The 17,254-nt window shown below is 52.4% G+C and carries 21 protein-coding genes; 7 read left to right on the top strand and 14 right to left on the bottom strand.

What is annotated here, in order from left to right; translation table 11 throughout:
* Nucleotides 1–11: 11 nt before the first annotated feature.
* The 3 genes from WMO24_RS11505 to WMO24_RS11495 all read left to right on the top strand — a co-directional run bounded on the left by WMO24_RS11505 (nt 12) and on the right by WMO24_RS11495 (nt 1,912).
* Nucleotides 12–608, top strand: coding sequence for a hypothetical protein (locus WMO24_RS11505; RefSeq protein WP_349216584.1), 597 nt, complete (start codon nt 12–14; stop codon nt 606–608).
* Nucleotides 609–666: 58 nt separating this feature from the next.
* Entirely contained in the window at nt 667–1,164 is a 498-nt protein-coding gene (locus tag WMO24_RS11500) for a flavodoxin family protein (protein WP_349216583.1), read from the top strand.
* A gap of 145 nt (nt 1,165–1,309) precedes the next feature.
* Nucleotides 1,310–1,912 (top strand): hypothetical protein, encoded by a 603-nt coding sequence (locus WMO24_RS11495; RefSeq protein ID WP_349216582.1) that lies wholly within the window; start codon nt 1,310–1,312, stop codon nt 1,910–1,912.
* Nucleotides 1,913–2,062: 150 nt separating this feature from the next.
* Here WMO24_RS11495 and WMO24_RS11490 read toward each other — a convergent pair whose 3' ends face one another.
* The 9 genes from WMO24_RS11490 to WMO24_RS11445 all read right to left on the bottom strand — a co-directional run bounded on the left by WMO24_RS11490 (nt 2,063) and on the right by WMO24_RS11445 (nt 11,194).
* Entirely contained in the window at nt 2,063–2,893 is an 831-nt protein-coding gene (locus WMO24_RS11490; protein ID WP_349216581.1) for a MurR/RpiR family transcriptional regulator, read from the bottom strand.
* A gap of 56 nt (nt 2,894–2,949) precedes the next feature.
* Nucleotides 2,950–3,606 carry a PepSY domain-containing protein gene (locus WMO24_RS11485; protein ID WP_349216580.1) on the bottom strand — a complete coding sequence of 219 codons (657 nt, stop codon included), beginning with the start codon at nt 3,604–3,606 and terminating at the stop codon, nt 2,950–2,952.
* A gap of 67 nt (nt 3,607–3,673) precedes the next feature.
* Complete coding sequence (locus WMO24_RS11480; RefSeq protein ID WP_349216579.1) at nt 3,674–4,669, bottom strand: PHP domain-containing protein; 996 nt, start codon at nt 4,667–4,669, stop codon at nt 3,674–3,676.
* Nucleotides 4,670–4,684: 15 nt separating this feature from the next.
* Complete coding sequence (locus WMO24_RS11475; protein WP_349216578.1) at nt 4,685–5,524, bottom strand: energy-coupling factor transporter transmembrane component T family protein; 840 nt, start codon at nt 5,522–5,524, stop codon at nt 4,685–4,687.
* A gap of 2 nt (nt 5,525–5,526) precedes the next feature.
* Nucleotides 5,527–7,221, bottom strand: coding sequence for an ABC transporter ATP-binding protein (locus WMO24_RS11470; RefSeq protein WP_349216577.1), 1,695 nt, complete (start codon nt 7,219–7,221; stop codon nt 5,527–5,529).
* Nucleotides 7,218–8,066 (bottom strand): DUF8171 family membrane protein, encoded by an 849-nt coding sequence (locus WMO24_RS11465; RefSeq protein ID WP_349216576.1) that lies wholly within the window; start codon nt 8,064–8,066, stop codon nt 7,218–7,220. Before WMO24_RS11465 ends, WMO24_RS11470 begins: the two co-directional genes overlap by 4 nt.
* A 157-nt stretch (nt 8,067–8,223) precedes the next feature.
* Nucleotides 8,224–8,466, bottom strand: a complete 243-nt coding sequence (locus tag WMO24_RS11460; protein ID WP_349216575.1) for a hypothetical protein — start codon at nt 8,464–8,466, stop codon at nt 8,224–8,226.
* A gap of 42 nt (nt 8,467–8,508) precedes the next feature.
* Nucleotides 8,509–9,879, bottom strand: a complete 1,371-nt coding sequence (locus tag WMO24_RS11455; protein WP_349216574.1) for a PhoH family protein — start codon at nt 9,877–9,879, stop codon at nt 8,509–8,511.
* Nucleotides 9,880–10,819: 940 nt separating this feature from the next.
* On the bottom strand, nt 10,820–11,194 hold the full coding sequence (locus WMO24_RS11445) for a hypothetical protein (protein WP_349216573.1): 375 nt from the start codon (nt 11,192–11,194) through the stop codon (nt 10,820–10,822).
* 147 nt (nt 11,195–11,341) lie between these two features.
* Here WMO24_RS11445 and WMO24_RS11440 point away from each other — a divergent pair, with 147 nt between their 5' ends.
* From WMO24_RS11440 to WMO24_RS11425, 4 genes are read left to right on the top strand one after another with little or no spacing between them, the layout of a single operon-like run.
* Nucleotides 11,342–11,590, top strand: a complete 249-nt coding sequence (locus WMO24_RS11440) for a DUF6788 family protein (RefSeq protein WP_349216572.1) — start codon at nt 11,342–11,344, stop codon at nt 11,588–11,590.
* Complete coding sequence (locus WMO24_RS11435) at nt 11,587–12,078, top strand: DUF3990 domain-containing protein (RefSeq protein WP_349216571.1); 492 nt, start codon at nt 11,587–11,589, stop codon at nt 12,076–12,078. Before WMO24_RS11440 ends, WMO24_RS11435 begins: the two co-directional genes overlap by 4 nt.
* Nucleotides 12,079–12,080: 2 nt before the next feature.
* Nucleotides 12,081–12,317 carry a hypothetical protein gene (locus tag WMO24_RS11430; RefSeq protein ID WP_349216570.1) on the top strand — a complete coding sequence of 79 codons (237 nt, stop codon included), beginning with the start codon at nt 12,081–12,083 and terminating at the stop codon, nt 12,315–12,317.
* Nucleotides 12,318–12,330: 13 nt separating this feature from the next.
* Nucleotides 12,331–12,549, top strand: a complete 219-nt coding sequence (locus WMO24_RS11425; protein WP_349216569.1) for a DUF3791 domain-containing protein — start codon at nt 12,331–12,333, stop codon at nt 12,547–12,549.
* A gap of 102 nt (nt 12,550–12,651) precedes the next feature.
* Here the strand turns inward: WMO24_RS11425 and WMO24_RS11420 are convergent, their stop codons facing one another.
* The 5 genes from WMO24_RS11420 to WMO24_RS11400 form a co-directional block, all read right to left on the bottom strand.
* A complete protein-coding gene (locus tag WMO24_RS11420; RefSeq protein WP_349216568.1) occupies nt 12,652–13,548 on the bottom strand; it encodes a tetratricopeptide repeat protein in 897 nt (298 codons plus the stop codon).
* A complete protein-coding gene (locus tag WMO24_RS11415; protein ID WP_435413939.1) occupies nt 13,523–14,755 on the bottom strand; it encodes a VirB4 family type IV secretion system protein in 1,233 nt (410 codons plus the stop codon). The genes WMO24_RS11420 and WMO24_RS11415 overlap by 26 nt, the downstream gene beginning before the upstream one ends.
* A gap of 97 nt (nt 14,756–14,852) precedes the next feature.
* Entirely contained in the window at nt 14,853–16,367 is a 1,515-nt protein-coding gene (locus WMO24_RS11410) for a DUF6788 family protein (protein WP_349216567.1), read from the bottom strand.
* An 85-nt stretch (nt 16,368–16,452) separates the two neighbouring features.
* The gene (locus WMO24_RS11405) at nt 16,453–16,947 is read right to left on the bottom strand and encodes a class B sortase (protein WP_349216566.1); all 495 of its coding nucleotides are present in this window, start codon (nt 16,945–16,947) and stop codon (nt 16,453–16,455) included.
* 12 nt (nt 16,948–16,959) lie between these two features.
* Nucleotides 16,960–17,253: a DUF4314 domain-containing protein gene (locus WMO24_RS11400; protein WP_349216565.1), complete on the bottom strand. Its 294-nt coding sequence runs from the start codon at nt 17,251–17,253 to the stop codon at nt 16,960–16,962.
* Nucleotide 17,254 lies beyond the last annotated feature (1 nt).

Below are 17,254 nucleotides of genomic sequence, written 5' to 3'. Positions count from 1 at the left end.
ATGCCCGCACAGTGAAGACCTTGGGTTTTATCCGTTCTGCAAAGCATACGGGACGAAGCGTCAATGATAATCCCGAGATCCGCTTCGTGGTGGACGCGTTGGCTAAGGACGGAGCATTTTTTGAGACCACCGTGACGGAGATCGTCCCCCGGGCGCAGCTTTCCATGTGCGCCGTCGGAGCTCCGCTCTCCATCCGGTATGACCCGGCAGACCGCTCCCATGCCATCGGGGATGATAATCCGGATGCCGATGTGCTGAATGAGCGCATCGCCCGCTACCAGTGCCGAAAACATCCGGGCGAGCTGACCTATGAACAGCGCATGGAGCTTAACAGAAACAGCGTGGTCAAAAAAGCACTGCTGGAAAACCTGCGGCTGACCGGGAAAGCGGAAGCCGGGGACTGGGAAGCAAAAGTGACAGTTCGGATCACGGACAATACGGCGGGAGACACGGTCATGAACCGCACCCTTTACTTAAACGACAAGATGCTTAAGCATATGGTTCCTGGCAAATATATCGACATCAGCGTTGTGCCGGGCAGGGAGGACTTTTTCGGTATCGTAACGGATATTGCTACGAAGGTTGTCCCTGAGAAAAGCGGGTCTTGAATGTCAAGCGGGCGCTCTTTCCTGTCCGGGATAATGTCACAAAAGAAAGGATTGCGTTTTGAAAACGATCATTCATGATTTTTATAAAGAAACATTCTCTGCTTTTGAACTTCCGGATGAAAATGTTGTTGTTCTCAATGCGGACGGCCATTATGCTCCGTGCCGTGGCTGCTTTGCATGCTGGCTGAAAAATACCGGATTCTGTGTGATGGACGACTCCTTGAAACATGCGGGCGCTTTGATCGGGCAAAGCGACCCGCTGATCATTATCAGCCGCTTGTGTTACGGCGGCTACAGCCCCGGCGTCAAGGCTGTTTTGGACCGCGCTATTGGGGTATCCCTCCCCTTCTTTACCTGGCGGGGCGGCCAAACCCATCATATGGGGCGCTACCCGCAGCGAAAACTGCTGCGCATTCTCTTTTACGGGGATTGTACGGAATCGGAACGGCAGACTGCCGCAGAGCTTGCCGAGCGCAACCGGCTCAACCTTGGATACAAAACAGCGGAAACGCTGTTTTTCCAAAATCCTGCACAGATCAGGGGAGCGATATCATGAAGCTGCTGATCCTCAATGCAAGCCCCAAAAAGAGAGGCGGCGCTTCTCAATTTTTCTCCGGTATCCTCCGGCTGTTTCTTCCCGGCCTTGTCAAAAAACGGTTCCTCTGCGGAGCCGGAAAGACTTTGACCATGCGCTTTCCCAGTTGGGCAGCGCGGACGCCGTATGTATCTCTTTCCCGCTTTATGTAGATGGATTGCCCTCTCATTTAGCAGAGTTCCTATCGCTGGCAGAAGAATATTGTAAAGCCCGTTCTCTTCGGTTCCGCCTGTACGCCATTGCCAACAACGGCTTTATAGAGGGACAGCAAAACCGTACCGCACTGCGGATACTGGAATCCTGGTGCCTGCATTCCGGCGCTATCTGGAGCGGCGGGATCGGGATTGGCGGAGGCGTCATGCTGCGGGTGCTGGGAATCGTCTATCCTGTTTTGATCGCGCTATCTATCGTACAGATCGCCGTTTCGTTTCTTACGGCAGGAAGCGTACCGCCGGACATGCTTTATACCCTCGCCATTCAGGCGGGAAGCTGGCTGTTTTTCAATTCCGGCGTATTGTTTTGCCTGGCCCGGTTGTCTGCGGCTGTTCATAAGCGCAAAACCGTAAAGAGCCGCTACACCCGTGTGCTGCTTCCATCCTTCCTGTTTGTTCCGATTGCCGATCTGTTTATGATTCTATCCTCTCTGTCTTGCGGCCGGTTCCTGTTCGCACTTTTAAAACAGGACGATTGTTCTCGTCATAAAGGGTAAGGTGATTGCATGGAGTCCGTCATTTTATACGGAATAGGCGCCAATCGGCGCAAAATAAAATCGCGGCAGTCGGGTTAACGATTGCCGCGATTTCAGATAAAAGCTGTAAAATAACAGGCAAGGATTGCCCTCCGGAGGCGCGTTGGAATTTTACCGGTTTGGCGCATAAGTTTTTTTCATATGGTACAGATGGGAGAGGTTTTCTACGGAGGCCTCTCCCATCTGTTCGGATACCGCCACTACCAGTGCGTCCACCAACGCCGCAGGCGCCGTCATCGAGTGATACTCTTTTGCCTCTCCCCGATAGGCGAACAGCTGGATATCTGCCCGTTCTTCTTCCGGGACAAATGCACGGGAGATAAACGTAAGCGTCTGGTAACCGGCTTCTTTCCGGTATCCCAGGATCATCTTTCCCTCCTGCGAGAGCTTGGAAAAGCTGAACATAATCACCAGATCGCCGGCCTTTGCCTGTGAGAGCCCTTCCAGCACCTCCGAGCCCCCTGATGGCAGCAGAACGGACTGAATCCCAAGCCGCCGCAGGCGAAACATCAGAAGCTGCCCCAATGAGGACGACGCGCTTTTCGCATGGATAAATACCCGATGTGCAGAGCAAAGCGCCGAAACTGCCTTCTGAAATTCCTCCTGTTCCAATCCCTCCAGCGTTTTCTGCAGGTACATCTGCTGACGCAGGAACCAATTGTTCACGGTAAATGCTTCTTCAGAATGCAATGTCTGCATCAGTTTGGCAGCCGGACCTTCCGAAATGTTCTGATCTGCCACCAGCCGCTTGAGTTCCTTATAATCCCCGCAGCCCAGACGGCGCACAAAGCGGGAAATCGTCGTACCCGAAACATCAAGCTTTTCTCCCACTTCCCCGATGGAGGAAAGCAAAAATTCTTCCGGGTTATTGGAAATATAGTCCAGAATCCGGGATTCAGCTTTGGTGATCTGCTCCGGCATCCGGGGAAACTGTAAAGTCATCAGCTGCGACTCCTCCTGTGGCCTTTCTTTGCTCAAACCAGCTCTGTGTGGAGCTGTTATTCCCGCAGATCCGCATTCCAGTCAAAAATAATCCCGGTCTTCGGATCGATCTCAAACTCATATTTGACGCCGTCGTGGAACAACTCCCCCTCAAAGCGGCCCCGACCGTCGCCGCTTTCTTCCCGCATTCGGACGTTTTCCGCGCTGGAGCCGGGCACCTTGCTCTGGACGACCTGTTTAGCTTCCTCCAGCGTAACAGGGCTTCCGCCCAGCCTGTCCAGCCACTCTTCATCCACCTCGTAATCGGCACCGATGATCGTCCCGTCTGCTATTGCGATTTCAAAATCATAATCTCCATATTGGGTTTCAAATTCCACCTGGAAAATCGGGATATCGTTTTCCCGATCCCGTTCCACTTTCACGTTATAAGCGTCTTTTTCCGGAACGCCGGCATTTTCCATCGCCAGGGCAAGCGCGGCATCCTGATCGATTTCAGCATCTGCCGGCTGGCTGCTGCCGGATGGTTTTGAACTGTCCGGAATCTCATCATCCGGAAGGATTTCGGGCTGCGCGGTACCGGAAGCTGTCTCCTGCGGAGCCTGATCTGCCGCAGAAGATCCTTGCGGGGGATCGGATGGTATCTGGCCGGTTGTTCTGCCGCAGCCGGCCAGCAGCAGGCACAAAACAGAAAATAACAGTGCAATTCGTCTCATAAAGCGCTCACCTCTATCCTATAACAAGTATATCAAGAAGCCATGCTCTGTTCAAGAAAAAGGTCCATTACATACCTTTTCCCCGGAAAACCAGGATACCCTTCGCTGAGCCGGTGGTTGTTGCAGATACCAGTTCAAAACCCTTCCGGGACATTTCGTTGGCAGTCAGCTGGATCCTGTCCGCCATTTCTCCGGCTTTTGGCGAATAGTCGATCACCACCGTTTGGTAGGCTACGGCGAGCCTGTCTGAAAAAGAACAGGAATCCTGTTCTTTTCCACCGCCCAGCAGAACGCCGACATAGTCCCCGCCTAAAGCGTGAATCTCCTTCAGCGCCCGCTTCAGGATGCCGGCGGTTTTCACCTGAAACGCGGCCTGCTCCGAAACCATAATCTGATAGGCTCCTGACGACATTTGACGGCGCAGTTCGTCCAGTGTGGCGGGTTTCTCTGCAAATTCTGTCCAGATACAACCGTATTGCACCGCCTGATGGGTGTCGCTCCCGCTGACTACCGGTTTGTGGAGCCGTTCTCCCAGAGAACGGGTGAGCCGTTCGGCGCGTTCCCGGTCCTCCGCCACATCCTTGCCGTTTAAGTCCAGGAAATCCAGCCGTTCCAGCTGTTCCCGGGGCAGCTCCGGAATATGTCCGCCTGCCCGGTAAGGGTGGGCGGCGCCTACCAGAACATCGTATTCCCTGAAGAGGTCCAGCAGCTTTTCAAAGGGGAGAAAATGCCCCGGCTGCTTGTGCGGAGCCAACCGCTGATTGAGTTCCAGAATCGTTTCTACAGTTCCCAGCGACAGGATATGCCCACCCTCGGCAATATCCGTCTCCATGCCTGGGAATATCCGCAGCCCGTTTTCCAGCAGAAGGGCGTCTCCTTCCCGTTTGCTTTGATGCAAAAGATAGCCGTACAGCTCATCGAATTGCAGCGTATTGAAATGCTCGGTCAGGCACAGGGCGTCCAGCCCGGCCGCCTTTGCTTCGCCGAACAGCCAGTCGGTATATTGGGTGGAAAACGGAAGCCGTTTGGCCAGTTTCCCGTGAGTATGAAAATCCAGTTTCAAAGTGCAGCCTCTTTTCTAAAATAATGTGGATAACAGAATGGAAACCGCGATCCAGAGGAAAGAGATCGCCAGGAACAGCAGGTCGTTATAGGTGACCTTCAAAGTAGCAAGCTTCATCTTTTTCACCGCCTTGTTGACCGCCGCATAACGGTAGCCTTTGATTTCCAGCGCCTCCACCGTTGTCCGGGAGCGCTTGGCGGTGTTGAGCATCAGCGGGTAAAAGGCGTGCATGACCACTTTGACCTGATAAAACAGGTACTTGACTTTTCCCCAGAACCTTTCGTGCGCCGGCGGATTCCCCCGCATCCGGAAGGAGAGCAGGATGTTCTGGAACTCCTCCATCAGCATGGGCAGGATCCGATAGGCGTAGGAGATGGAAAAGGAGAGCCGTTCCGGGCAGCCGTACCACATCAGCCCGTTGGACAGCCGGTCCGGGTCCAGTCCGGAAAACACCGTGACGGAGGCCAGAGAGCAGGTGGCGACCTTCAGGGTGAGGATCAGCAGCGGGACGACCGTAGAATCGTCCCCACCGAAAAGGAAGGACACCACCAGCAGATATCCCGTCTGGGTAAAGACGCCGACCGCGAACAGCAGCAGCACCAGGCCCGCCACACGGGCCAGTACGGTGGTAACGAGCACCAGCAAAAAGCAGGCCATCAAAAACCATAGGTTATTCACAAACCAGGGAACCAATCCGAAGAACAAATACCACACCAGCAGAATCCGCGGATCCAGTCTGGCGATCACTGTGTCATCGTTGCCGTAGGCGTTTTTGAGCACCTGATTGCGCAGAAAGTCAATGGAGAATTTATCCAGGATATTTTCGGAGAGCTTCTTTTTCATCTTCGTTGCCATCCTCACGCCTCCTCAAAGCCATGCAGGAATTCCTCCACCGTATAGCAGAGAGCCCTGCCGTCCAGAGCCTGCCCCATGGAAAAAATCTCCGGCGGCCGGATCCCTACGGTGTTCAGGATTTCCTGATTTCCAAAGATCTCGTCCCGCGAACCGTCCGCTACCACCCGGCCCCGGCAGAGCACCACGATCCGCTGCGCCCATTCACAGACCAGCTGCATATCGTGGGTGGCGATCATCACCGTTTCGGTGATATCCTTCATATCCGTCAGCGTCCGCATGATCTCCTTGCGGGTGGCGATATCCAGATTGGCGGTCGGCTCGTCCAGCAGCAAAATGCCGGGGTTCAGGGCAACGCCGATGGCGAGACTTGCCCGTCGCATCTGGCCGCCGGAGAGAAGCCGGCCGTCCCGGTCCTGCAATTCCGTCAGCCGGAAGCGGGCCAGCAGTTCGTCGGTGCGCGCCTGCCAGTTTTCAACATCCCGTACCTGCATGGCATAGGCGATATCGGCACGGATGGAATCCTTGATAAACATCTCTTCCGGATTCTGATAAACAAGGGAAATGCTTCGAGACAGCTGTTCCGTCTTTTTCTTCCGGGTGCTTTCGCCGTTCAGGAGGATATCGCCCGTCCCCGGCTTGAGAAGGCCCACCATCAGTTTCATTAAGGTGGATTTCCCCGCGCCGTTGGAACCGATCAGGGCGATCTTTTCTCCGCGGCGGATCTCCAGATCCAGGCCGTCAAACACCAACCGGTCATCCCCTTTGACGCTGCGGTAAGCGATGGACACGTCCCGAAACTGCACATTCGGCTCACCGGCTTCTGCCGCTTTCTGTTCCGCAGAGGCACGGGGATGATACTGTAAGTTCCGAAAAGCGTTTTTCCCTTCTTCTACGGTGGTGGGCAGGAGCTGTCCCTCCGGCAGCCTGCCTTCCTGATTCATCCGGTGAGCGGCAATGGTCACCTGGGGCGGGAAGATATTGCATGCCTGCAACTCCTCCACCCGGCGCAGCGCCTCGCCCGTGGGAAGCTTCCACGCAACGCCGCCGTCCCGCATCAGCATCACATGCTTGCAGTAATCGGCGATATATTCCGTATGGTGCTCGATGACGATGATCGTCTTGCCATGCTTTTCGTTCAGCTCCTTCAGTACGCCGTAGATTTTATCCGCATGGCTGGGATCCAGCTGGGCGATCGGCTCGTCCAGAATCAGGATATCCGGCCGCAGGGAAACAGCGCCCGCCAGCGCCAGCAGATGGGTCTGCCCCCCGGAAAGCTGCCAGATATAGTCGTCTTCCCGTCCCTCCAGCCCGCAAAGGGAGAGAGCCTGCCGTCCTCTTTCGATATAATCCGGCATGGCGTAGTTCAAGCAGGCATAGGAGGCGTCATCCAGCACGGTAGGTCGGACGATCTGATTTTCAAAATCCTGATAGACATATCCCGCCTTGCAGGCCAGCGTCCCCACATCCGATTCCAGGGTGTTGATCCCTCCCACCTTGACGGTCCCTTCAAAATCTCCGTCGATAAAGTGGGGAATAAGCCCGTTTAAGGTTTTACAAAAAGTGGACTTCCCGCAGCCGTTGTTCCCAACGACCGCCAGGAAGTCCCCTTCTTCAACCGTAAGCGATATGTTCTTCAGAATCGGACTTTTTGCGGCGGGATAGGAATAGGTCAAATTCTCTATCTCGATGATGTTCATTGTTCCTCCGCCTGTTTCTTTCCGGCCTTGACTTTTAGCGCAACGATCGCAGCAACAGCGATTACGGCGGCAACTACAAGACCGATGGCCAGCGCTGTCCCGCTTTCCGCCCACTCGGCTTCCCATTCGATCAGCGGGGTGCCGCTGGTAGCCAAAAGCTCGGCACCTGCCGCTGCGGCAAAGGCAACGATACAGCCGATGACAACTTTGGCGTTGATCCCGCCCAGCCAGGTCTTTTCATCCCGCGGGCGCATTCCCAGCAGCGGCTCGATCTTGCCGTACAGCTTCGGCACCAGAAACAGGGTAGGCAGCAGGCAGAACAGGATACCGGAAAACAGCAGGTCGTTGAGGAACGCAAAGCCTTCGGTGGCAAACACGCTCTCCGGCAGGCCGGCTACTGCTTCAAAATCCTCTACGGCAAACTGTACCTTCAAAATATCTACGACGGTTCCCATCAGCAGCTGAAGCCCCGTCCCGGTAATGGCCGCGATGCCGACCATTTTATAGTTCTTCGGGTTCTTCACCATCCGTCCGGCAACATACACACCAATGGTTACCGTCAGGAATTTTTCCAGCTCGCCCAAGCCGCCGAACTGGCCCAGCATGATCTCGCTGAATACCAGCTCGCCGGTAGCCGCGCCCAGCGCCGCTGAAAGCGGGTCAAACAGCATGGCCAGCGTCAGCGGGATAAACAGGAAGTATTCCACCGAAAATTCCACGATACCGGCCTGAAAGCTGGGAATCAGTTCGGTAAACAGGGTTGCCAATCCATACAGCGCCATGGTCAATACGAAGACCATGAGTTTTTGCGACTGCGTCGCCGTCTGCTTTTTCGAGAGCTCCATGTCCTTTCATCCTCCAAATCAGAAATGATTTCTTGCATTTGTCTGCGTCTACAATATACCATACGTTCTGTTAGCTCTCTATCATGGCTGCGTAAAAAGTAAATTAAATTTGCGTAATTCCAATTTATAAAAATTTTTTACCGTTTCAAAATCAGGGTTACTTTCTCCGGATGAAGGACAGCAGGACGGCGAGGATCCCAACGAGAAGGACACCGGCCGAGAGGCCCATGAGGATGCCGGTGGCGAAATCCTGGAACGGGGAACCGCCCACCGCCCTGGAAACAATCCCCAAAACGATACCGAGCAGGATCAGCAGCACGCCGAAATACCGCTTCCGGCTGCTCCTGAGCTTTTGCCCTATCCGTGCGATGGTCTCCTGAAAGGAACCGTTTTGTTTCATATCGCTATCACCTTTCCTGTGCATATATAAAATCCAATCCAATTACATCCGTTTAACTGCATCCATAGCCAGTGCGGAACGCTCGCACTCTTCGGCGGACATGGTGACCTGCCAGCACAGCGGGCTGCCCTTCATTTTTTCCGCTGCGTAGCTCAAACCGTTGGTGCGTTCGTCCAGAAGAGGATGGTCGATCTGCTGCGGGTCGCCCAGCAGGATGATTTTCGTACCCATCCCGGCGCGGGTGATGATCCCCTTGGCCTGCTTGGGTGTCAGGTTCTGCGCCTCGTCAATGACCAGATAGGTTTTGGAAATCGACCGGCCGCGGATGAAATTGAGGGCCTGGGCGTCCACAATACCCCGGTCGAACAGCTCTTCCACTTTTCCGGAAAGGCTGCGTTCGTCGGAAAACCGTTCCTTTTCGTTCTGATCTACCAAAAGCTCCAGATTGTCGACGACCGGCCGGAGCAGCGGCGCGATCTTTTCCGACTCGTCCCCCGGGAGGAACCCGATATCATCGTCAAACTGGGCGTTGGGACGGCTGATCAAAATGCGCCGGTAATCCGGTTCCTCCTGCTCCAGCATGGCGTGCAGGCCGACAGCCAAGGTGTAGAAGGTTTTTGCTGTGCCGGCCATCCCCTTTACGATCACCAGCGGCGCTTCTTCCGCATCGGCCATCAAGGCCTCCTGTAAAAATTTTTGACCCACATTTCTTGGGGAAACGCCGTAGGGCTTTTTCTTCTGAAAAGCGAGCGGTACGATTTTCTTCCCGTCAAAACGGCCAAGCTGGGTTTTCCTGGCGGATTGGTCCGCTTTGAGGATGACAAACTGGTTGGGCACGAGCGTCACCGGAAGCTTTTCACCGGATTCGTCCGCCTGATACACATCTTCCGGCGCAATATGCTTCTTTTTAAAGTCCTCGAATTTCTTTTCCGCTACAAAGACCTCGCATCGTCCGGTATACTGTTCCTCACTGACAGGCGCCTGCTCAGTGGTGAAATCCTCCGCGGGAATCCCCAGCATCTGCGCCTTGACGCGCACCACAATGTCCTTTGTCACCAGGATAACCGGCGTTTTCCCGTTTTGCAGGCCAAGGCAGACCTTTAAAATCCGGTTGTCGTTTTTGTGCTCCGGGAAGCCCTCCGGCAGCTTCACGTCCACGCAGTTAACCTCCAGGCGCAGCGTGCCGCCGCCCGGCAGGGAGACGCCTTCCAGCAGGTTTCCCGCCGTGCGCACCGATTCCAGATACCGGATGGCCTGCCGCGCATTAGCGCCCCTTTCCCCCTCTGCATTTTTCAATCCGTCCAGCTCTTCCAGGACAGCAAGAGGTAAGACAAGATGGTTGTCCTCAAAGGATTGGAGAGCATAGGGGGCCTGAATCAAAACGTTGGTATCCAGCACATATGTCTTTTGCATGGCGTTTTCTCCTTTTTATGATAATTACAAGGGGTTTGATTCTCCGCATAACAAAACAGCCGGTTTTTCGGAAAAAGCGGCGCAAAGCAACACGCTTCCTCCGGAAAACCGGCTGATGCTATACAGGCAATATGCCACGAAATCATATAGGGCAAAAAGCATAGGCAACCCACTCCATATTCCTATTATACATTTAATGTATTTGGTTTTCCATATAACTGGAGTTAATTATCAGTAAAATACCAGTAGAATTAATCTATGATTATCTCCGGCTTTCTTGAAGAGCGCATGAGAACTTTTTAAATGATAGTTCCGTTTCTAAAGCATAACTTTGAGGGGTAAGGCGTTTTCTCGTTTTTTCGTTCAAAAGCGTTACACGCTTCATTGTGCAGTTTTCATGTTGGCTTTCATTTATGCAAAATCACTTCTGCGTTCACGATTTCTACCGCCGCTTCACGCAGCGCAGTCATCCTGTCCACCATTCTATCTGACTTTCTGCCTTTATCTGCTCGGTTACGCCCTTATACGCTGTCATCTGTTCTACCGACCGTGAAAAATTTTTTCTCCTGTTGGTCGATATCCGTAAGATAGCTGTTCAGGTTGTCGCTTGTGAGCAGATTCGTGCAAAATACTTTCCTATGCTGCCGGATATACCGTAAATGCCGTTACTCTAATATCCCATGGGCTTATTTTCTTCGGCAGGTAAAGTGAGATTCGGCAAATAGTAATCGCCTTGCAGCATATAAGTTCCGCCCATCTGTTCAAATAATGATTTCATTGCAATTTCCTCTAAATTTCAGTTTCAGATTTTTCTACAATATAACCGCACCGATTGGCTTTACCGCTTGTTTTCAAAACCTTCGTTACGGAACCTCATCATTGAGCAAGCGGCTTGTTTTTTACCTTCTGATCAATAGACAGGCGCACCGTAGTCGAGTATCTACCGGATAGCTGTTCTGACAAACAGAAGCCTCGGAGTTGCCCTCGACCGTGTAAACTTTGCCGTTTTCCACTTTTTGAACGATACCCGTACTGCGAGTGTGCAGCTGCACCCGCCCAGCAGGTATTCCACAGCTTCCGGGTAGGATTTGTTATAATACCTCCGCACAAAGTCAATCGCGTCGCCGCCGACTTCTTCGTACTGGTGATACCATAGGTTTCCGCGTACCGTGACCTTTGCAGAGCCGTCCCGCCACTCATACTCGCTGCCGGAGCGTTTTAATGTTTCACCTTGGGAATGTAACAGCCCGGCAATATCGATTTGCCGGGCTGCCTGTTTTTGTTCTTCTGTAAAGTGAATATATCGTGTTGCCATAAAAATTCCTTTCTGATTCAAACTGCATTTTACGCATTGCCACACTGCGCACTTGATATTTTCGTGATTGTGTGGTATAATACAAACGAGGTGAAAGACTTGTTGATACGCTCTGTGATACAAAACGAGGCTCTCCGAAATGAACGGATGATCCGTGAATACGAAGCTTTACTTGCACAATTACCTAAAGGATCACTCGTATGCCGCAGGAAAGAATATTATTATTTGAAATATCGGGAGAACGGAAAGCTGCATGATAAATACATCGGCAAGGATGCCGGTACCGTTGCTGCTGTCCGCGACAAGCTCGCACTTCGCAAACACTATGCAGAAATGCTGTCTGCCCTGAAACAGGAGCAGAAGACTATTCATAAAATGTTGGAGGGACTCGCATGATCCTTTATCATGGAAGCACCGTTCCCGTGGAAAAGCCGGAAATTCGCATCAGCGAAAGCTTTCTGGATTTCGGCACGGGTTTTTATACCACGACGTCCTTGCAGCAGGCGGAGCGCTGGGCAAGAATCAAGATGCGTAGAGAAAACAAACCGGTGGGGTATGTCTCCGTCTACGAGTTTGATTTTGATGCGGCCAAATCCCGGGTCGTCATTCACCGCTATCAGAACGCCGATATGGAATGGCTGCAGTTTGTTGTCAAAAACCGCAGAGGCGAAATGACCGATATAGCGGCGGATATGCACATCGGACCGGTTGCAGACGATAATGTTTACCGCTCTATCCGCCTTTTTGAAACAGGCGTTCTGGACGCGGAGGAAACGGTAAAACGGCTGAAAACAGAGGTCTTGCAGGATCAGTGGACATTCCATACGGAAAAGCTTCTTGCCTTTGTGAAATTTATTGAGTCCAAAGAAATCCGGGAGGAATAACGATGGGAAAGGAACAATTCCTTGCTGTCATGCCATATATCAGCGCCGATCTTATCAGTATGATTGCAAAAAAGAAACAAGTCACCGAAGACGAAGCCATCGCCATGCTGTACGCCTCCAAGCTCTATGCGGCGCTGGAGCAGGAGGAGACCAAGGTCTGGCAGTACAGCACGGAGATGCTTTATTCGCTTTTTGAACAGGAAGAACAAACGGGAAGTATTTGCTATCCCGATGTGTAAGGAGGCTGCCGGTATGAGTCAGGAAACTGCTTTCGCCGTATTCTGCATCGAAAACTATAAAGTCCACAAATCGCTGACAGGGAAACAGACTGAGGCGCTTTTCCGCCGTTACGGTGTGTTCGACTATCTGCGCGAATTTTATGATGTGCTGCATACAACGGGCTATCAATACATCAATAACGATATTGACATCTATCTGAAATCCCGTAACGCGGTTATTCCCGTGCAGTGATCGGTACAGCCGCGTTCGGCTGATTTAATATCGGATGTTAAATCAGCCGAACAAAATGGAAAGAGCATATTGAAAGCCTGCGGAAAAATCCGCAGGCTTTTCTCATCCCATTTTCATACCGTGCGCCTGTTTCTTTTCCTCGATCTTCTGCCGCAGCTTCTTTTCAATAACCGCCCGCTGACCGTCCTCGTTTCTGCGGAGGCGATCCGTAAACATACGGCCAAGCTGGGAGAGCAGACGGACAGCCGCCATGCCAAGAGACGGATTTCTCAGCCTGCCGCTGTAATAGCTTTGCAGCAGCCTTGCGGCATACACATTTCCTTGTTCTGCGGATGCCGACAGCAGAGCAATGCCGGTTTCTACATCCCGATCCGTTTCTTTCCCGAACAGCAGCATCTTTCCAAGCAGATACTGTGCGTATTGATTTTTTTGTTTTACGGATTCCCACAGCCAGTGTAATGCTTTCTCTGCATCCTTTGGAATCCCGTCTTCACAGAGATACAGTTTGGCAAGGAGATATTGTGCCTGACTGTTTTTCTGCATGGCGGAGGCAGTAAGCAATCGCTCTGCTTCCTGCAAATTCTTTTCGGTATGCTCACCTCGGAAACAGAATTTACCGAGCAAATACTGCGCCCACTGATTTCCGTCATCTGCGGATTCCCGAAGGAGCCGGATTGCTTTCACTTCATCGCTCTGTACGGCAAGTCCGGCAAGATGCATTTTTGCAAGGGAGTATTTTGCGTAGCTATTTCCCTGATCGGAGGCTTGTTCGAGCCATCCTTCCGCTTGCAGGAAATCCTGCTCTATTTCATCACCCAAAAGATACAGCTTTCCGAGACGGTACTGCGCGTATTCGTATCCCTGTTCAGCGGAGAGCAGAAGCCACCGCACCGCTTCAGCCGGATCGTATAGAGGGCTGTCCTTGTCGAGATATTCTTTTGCTTTGCGGTATTGGAACAGCGGATGGTCGGGATCATTCCACCACTTTTTGGGTATCATAGCTGTAGAATTCTTCCTCGCACAGCTTGTAGAAATCCTCCATAATGGGAAAATCCGAGGGCTTTTTTACGCTGTAGTCGGTGCTGTCGGTGATACCGAACCGGGCATACAGCTTGGAGAGCAGGATTTCAATGGTGTCGATCTGTGCATCCGAAAAATCCTTGTAGCTTCTGAAAAAGTCTTTTAGGAATGCGATGTGCTGGGAAAGCCTTGTCGCTTTTTTAAACGCCGCGGGAGCACCGGGATCAACATCGTCTGTGCTGTCATTCCAAGCTTTGGGTTCCAGAGGGTTAATGGTGTACTCGCCGGACAGAAAGTCAATATAGCAGCCGCCCAGCGCCGAACAGAGTTCCTCGTACTCGCTTTCGGGATCAAGGCAGATAAGCTGCTTGCCGGATTCCCGAAGGTTGGTGAGGATCAGCTTTAACAGATAGCTCTTGCCCTGACCACTGTTGCCTAAAATGAGAATATTACTTGTGGTCTTGTCTTCAGCTCTGCGGTCGAAGTCCACAAGAATGTTCGTCCCGAACTTATCTCTACCGATATATATTCCTTTCGGATCGGTCTTGCCGGAGAAGTTGAAGGGATACAGATTTGCCGCCGAGCTTGCAGGCAGAACACGCTCATACTGCGCACCGAACTGATTTGTGCCCACCGGCAGAACAGAGAGGAAACCTTCTTTCTGCCGTAAGGTCAGGCGGTCTACCGAAATTTTGGAGCGCGTCAGTTCCATTGCAATTTCGCTCTGCAGCTCTTTCAGCGCGTCCATATTCCGCGCCTTTAATTCGATGAACACCGAGCAGTGCAGAAGCGGCTCGCGGTTCTTGCGGAGATTTGCCAGCAATTCGATCACATCCTGGAGATTGCCCTCGGCTTCGATGGTTTCGTTTACATCAGTGCCGCCGCTTTTGAGCTTGTTTCGGCGGGTGGCGTTCTGGATGATCTTCCTCTGTTCCATGCTTTCGACCAGCCTGTGATAGATGCGTAAGGTCACGCCGCTGCGGTCGGCAAGCTGGGAAAGGATCGCCTGCTCCTCGGTGGAGGGCGGGTACTCACGGATCGCCCATACACAGCGATAGCTGTCGCCTACGATATAGTGGTCGGAAAGAAATTTGATTGTGCCGGGCAGGATCATGTCGAAAAAATCCTTTGTACGGATTTCTTCCTGTTCCTCCGGTGTGAGTACCTTTGGCTTTCGTTTGAACATTTTTCCTCCTTCCGTCGTCTTGCAGACAGAGGGAGGACATAAAAAATCAGCCGCTTTGCTGTCTGCAAAACGACTGATTGGTTTTCCTGGTTTGAACTTACAGTTCCATTTTCGGAGCGTAGCTCTCGGCAATGTTTTCTTTTACATCATCCTCTGTGGAAATCTCCTGTACCGGCGTATGACATATGGCAAGCTGCGAAAGCTGTTCGATCCGCCGCTGCGCTGCGCCGATGATTGCGCGGATACGAGTATCGTCTATATATTCCTCCGCGCCGTCCGCGGACAAAGCGTCGGCAATCAGTTCCCCGATATCCGACAGGCTGTCAAAATCGATCCAACTGAAGTCAGATACCAACTTTAACTGCTCCGCATGATGATTTTTAAACGGCTTGCAGACGACCTCTTTTTCCGAGCGCATCTGCGCGGGCACCTTGTCGTAGCCGAGGGAGGAGCCACTGTCATAGATGGGCGCAAAGCCGAGCCATTCCAATGTTTCGGCATTGCGGATCACGCCGAAATTGTTGAAATGCCGGTCTTCGTTGGCGATGATATAGTCCAGCACGATCATTCGGTCGAGATACGGCACGGTGTCTTTGATGCCGAGCGCCTCGCAGCAATTCACAAAGTGCTGATACACCGAGGTGCTGTTGTCCTTTTTCTGTGTTTTGAGAATGCGCCACGCCGGGATCAGCTCGGTGTTTTCGGTAATGAAATCCTCGCACACGCTGTACGGCGCTCCCTTGTTCCAGGTGACCGTGTACGGCACATGGGGGATACCGAGCCGTTCCATGATTCCGGATGCGATCACCTCGTTGAAAGGCTGCTGTCGGAACGGGTTGCTGCCGCCTTTGATCAGGCAGCGTTTACCGTCTATGATCTTCCACCGCTTTTTCAGATTACCGTCCGAGGTGTTGTCGGGGGAACTGAAATCCAGCGCGTCTTTCTTTTTATTTTCCCCGAACAAGACATCGCCGATATCGTCTGAAAAATCATTCTCAAAAAAGTTGATACTGTCCCAAGTAAGGTTGGAGCCTTCGGGACAGATCCAATACTGGTCGGACAGGCTCAGCCCCCAGCAGCGCACCAGCAGCATTTTGGTGCTGCTGATTTCCAGCGCCTCCAGCGCCTCGCGCACACCCGAACGGCTGGCGGGGATGGAACGGTCTGTCCACCACTCGTTGAGCGCCGCTCGGTCAGCAGCGCCTTTTCTTATCGGAATGCTGACCGGCAGATGCTCCGGCGCATAGACCGTCCCGATTTTTTGTATAAAGCCGGTGGCGTCATCCAGTTCCAGTTCCGCCACTGGGATTCGTTTATGCATCAGGGTGCATTTCAAGCTGTTCACCTCATTCCGTTTTTTGCTCACAGCAGAAGATGTTGCTTTCAAAGCGCGCAGCTTTGCCTGCAGCGCCTTGCGCTGTTCTATCTGTCCGGCAAGCGGTTCGATTTCCGAATCGTGCAGATACCGGCTCTGCTTCACGCCACTTTGAGACCATTGATGATAGTAATAGACCTTTCCGTTGATTTGTTTCTTTGAGATATATCCTTTCGGCAGATCGTTGATTTTTGCTGTCAATTCCGCTATTTGATTCAAAAGCTCATTGTCCTGCATCCGTACCGCCTCCGTTCATCGATTGTTATTATACCCTATTTTAACCCCTTTTGTCAATGAGACAGTGGGAATCGCCCATGAAAGGTTACAGTTTTACGGCTGCCACAATCAGCCTGCCGTTTTTTCCCGAACCGTAACAGGTGGACAGGGTGATGATCTGCTGACCGTACACAGGCGTAACGCCGGTATCATAGAGCGATTTTTGCAGGAACGCTGCGGTTTGTTCGGTGAAATCCGTGCTGTCGGCCGCATGAATAAAGCTGTACCAAGTATCGGTTTTTTGAACAGCGGCAACGGCAAAGACCATATATTTTTCCATACCATCTGCTGTTTGAAATTCTATAACCGGACGCGCGGCACAGAACGCCGGGTCAGTATAATTCCGAAGTGATGAGAACATCGTGCCGTTTTTCATGTTGTGACCGTAAACAATGAGATGATCGCTCTGCAGGTCGCACCGCCAGTCCAGAAACGGCACGCCGCTTTGACTGTATTCGCCGTAAAAACTTCGGCGCAGATATTTCTGCGGATTATCCGGGGTGTGCATGACGGGATAGGACATCGCATCCTTGGGCTTCACATCATCCTTTCCTTACTGCATTTTCATACCGAAATCCTGCGTTTCGCTTATTTCCTGTTCTTCTGCAAGCTCCTGATCCGTCAATCTGCGGAAACTGTCCTCGCCGGGGACAACGCCAAGCTGTCTGCCGTTATCAAAATCACAGTGCAGCGTTCCCATATCATCCACCGCCCTGACCGTACCTCTCGTGTTAGGCTCGATGGGGCGGGGGTCGTCGCCCATCTGCAAAAGCATGATCCTTGTGCCGGGCGGATAGTTGTCCTTCATACGCTGTGCAAAGCGCCGCTCTGTTTCAAATTTGTTCATC

The sequence above is a fragment of the Ruthenibacterium intestinale genome (assembly GCF_040096265.1).
GTDB classification, from domain to species: Bacteria; Bacillota; Clostridia; order Oscillospirales; family Ruminococcaceae; genus Ruthenibacterium; species Ruthenibacterium komagatae.
The sequence above is the reverse complement of the archived record's forward strand: the minus strand, read 5'-3'. Positions and strand labels throughout refer to the sequence as shown.

Excerpts from the sequence above, each read along its gene's own strand:
- WMO24_RS11420 (WP_349216568.1), bottom strand. The coding sequence starts at position 13,548 with ATGATACCCAAAAAGTGGTGGAATGATCCCGACCATCCGCTGTTCCAA.
- WMO24_RS11425 (WP_349216569.1), top strand. The coding sequence starts at position 12,331 with ATGAGTCAGGAAACTGCTTTCGCCGTATTCTGCATCGAAAACTATAAA.
- WMO24_RS11475 (WP_349216578.1), bottom strand. The coding sequence starts at position 5,524 with ATGGCAACGAAGATGAAAAAGAAGCTCTCCGAAAATATCCTGGATAAA.
- WMO24_RS11435 (WP_349216571.1), top strand. The coding sequence starts at position 11,587 with ATGATCCTTTATCATGGAAGCACCGTTCCCGTGGAAAAGCCGGAAATT.
- WMO24_RS11440 (WP_349216572.1), top strand. The coding sequence starts at position 11,342 with ATGATCCGTGAATACGAAGCTTTACTTGCACAATTACCTAAAGGATCA.
- WMO24_RS11430 (WP_349216570.1), top strand. The coding sequence starts at position 12,081 with ATGGGAAAGGAACAATTCCTTGCTGTCATGCCATATATCAGCGCCGAT.
- WMO24_RS11400 (WP_349216565.1), bottom strand. The coding sequence starts at position 17,253 with ATGAACAAATTTGAAACAGAGCGGCGCTTTGCACAGCGTATGAAGGAC.
- WMO24_RS11415 (WP_435413939.1), bottom strand. The coding sequence starts at position 14,755 with ATGTTCAAACGAAAGCCAAAGGTACTCACACCGGAGGAACAGGAAGAA.
- WMO24_RS11485 (WP_349216580.1), bottom strand. The coding sequence starts at position 3,606 with ATGAGACGAATTGCACTGTTATTTTCTGTTTTGTGCCTGCTGCTGGCC.
- WMO24_RS11410 (WP_349216567.1), bottom strand. The coding sequence starts at position 16,367 with ATGCAGGACAATGAGCTTTTGAATCAAATAGCGGAATTGACAGCAAAA.
- WMO24_RS11490 (WP_349216581.1), bottom strand. The coding sequence starts at position 2,893 with ATGACTTTACAGTTTCCCCGGATGCCGGAGCAGATCACCAAAGCTGAA.
- WMO24_RS11470 (WP_349216577.1), bottom strand. The coding sequence starts at position 7,221 with ATGAACATCATCGAGATAGAGAATTTGACCTATTCCTATCCCGCCGCA.
- WMO24_RS11455 (WP_349216574.1), bottom strand. The coding sequence starts at position 9,879 with ATGCAAAAGACATATGTGCTGGATACCAACGTTTTGATTCAGGCCCCC.
- WMO24_RS11460 (WP_349216575.1), bottom strand. The coding sequence starts at position 8,466 with ATGAAACAAAACGGTTCCTTTCAGGAGACCATCGCACGGATAGGGCAA.
- WMO24_RS11465 (WP_349216576.1), bottom strand. The coding sequence starts at position 8,066 with ATGGAGCTCTCGAAAAAGCAGACGGCGACGCAGTCGCAAAAACTCATG.
- WMO24_RS11445 (WP_349216573.1), bottom strand. The coding sequence starts at position 11,194 with ATGGCAACACGATATATTCACTTTACAGAAGAACAAAAACAGGCAGCC.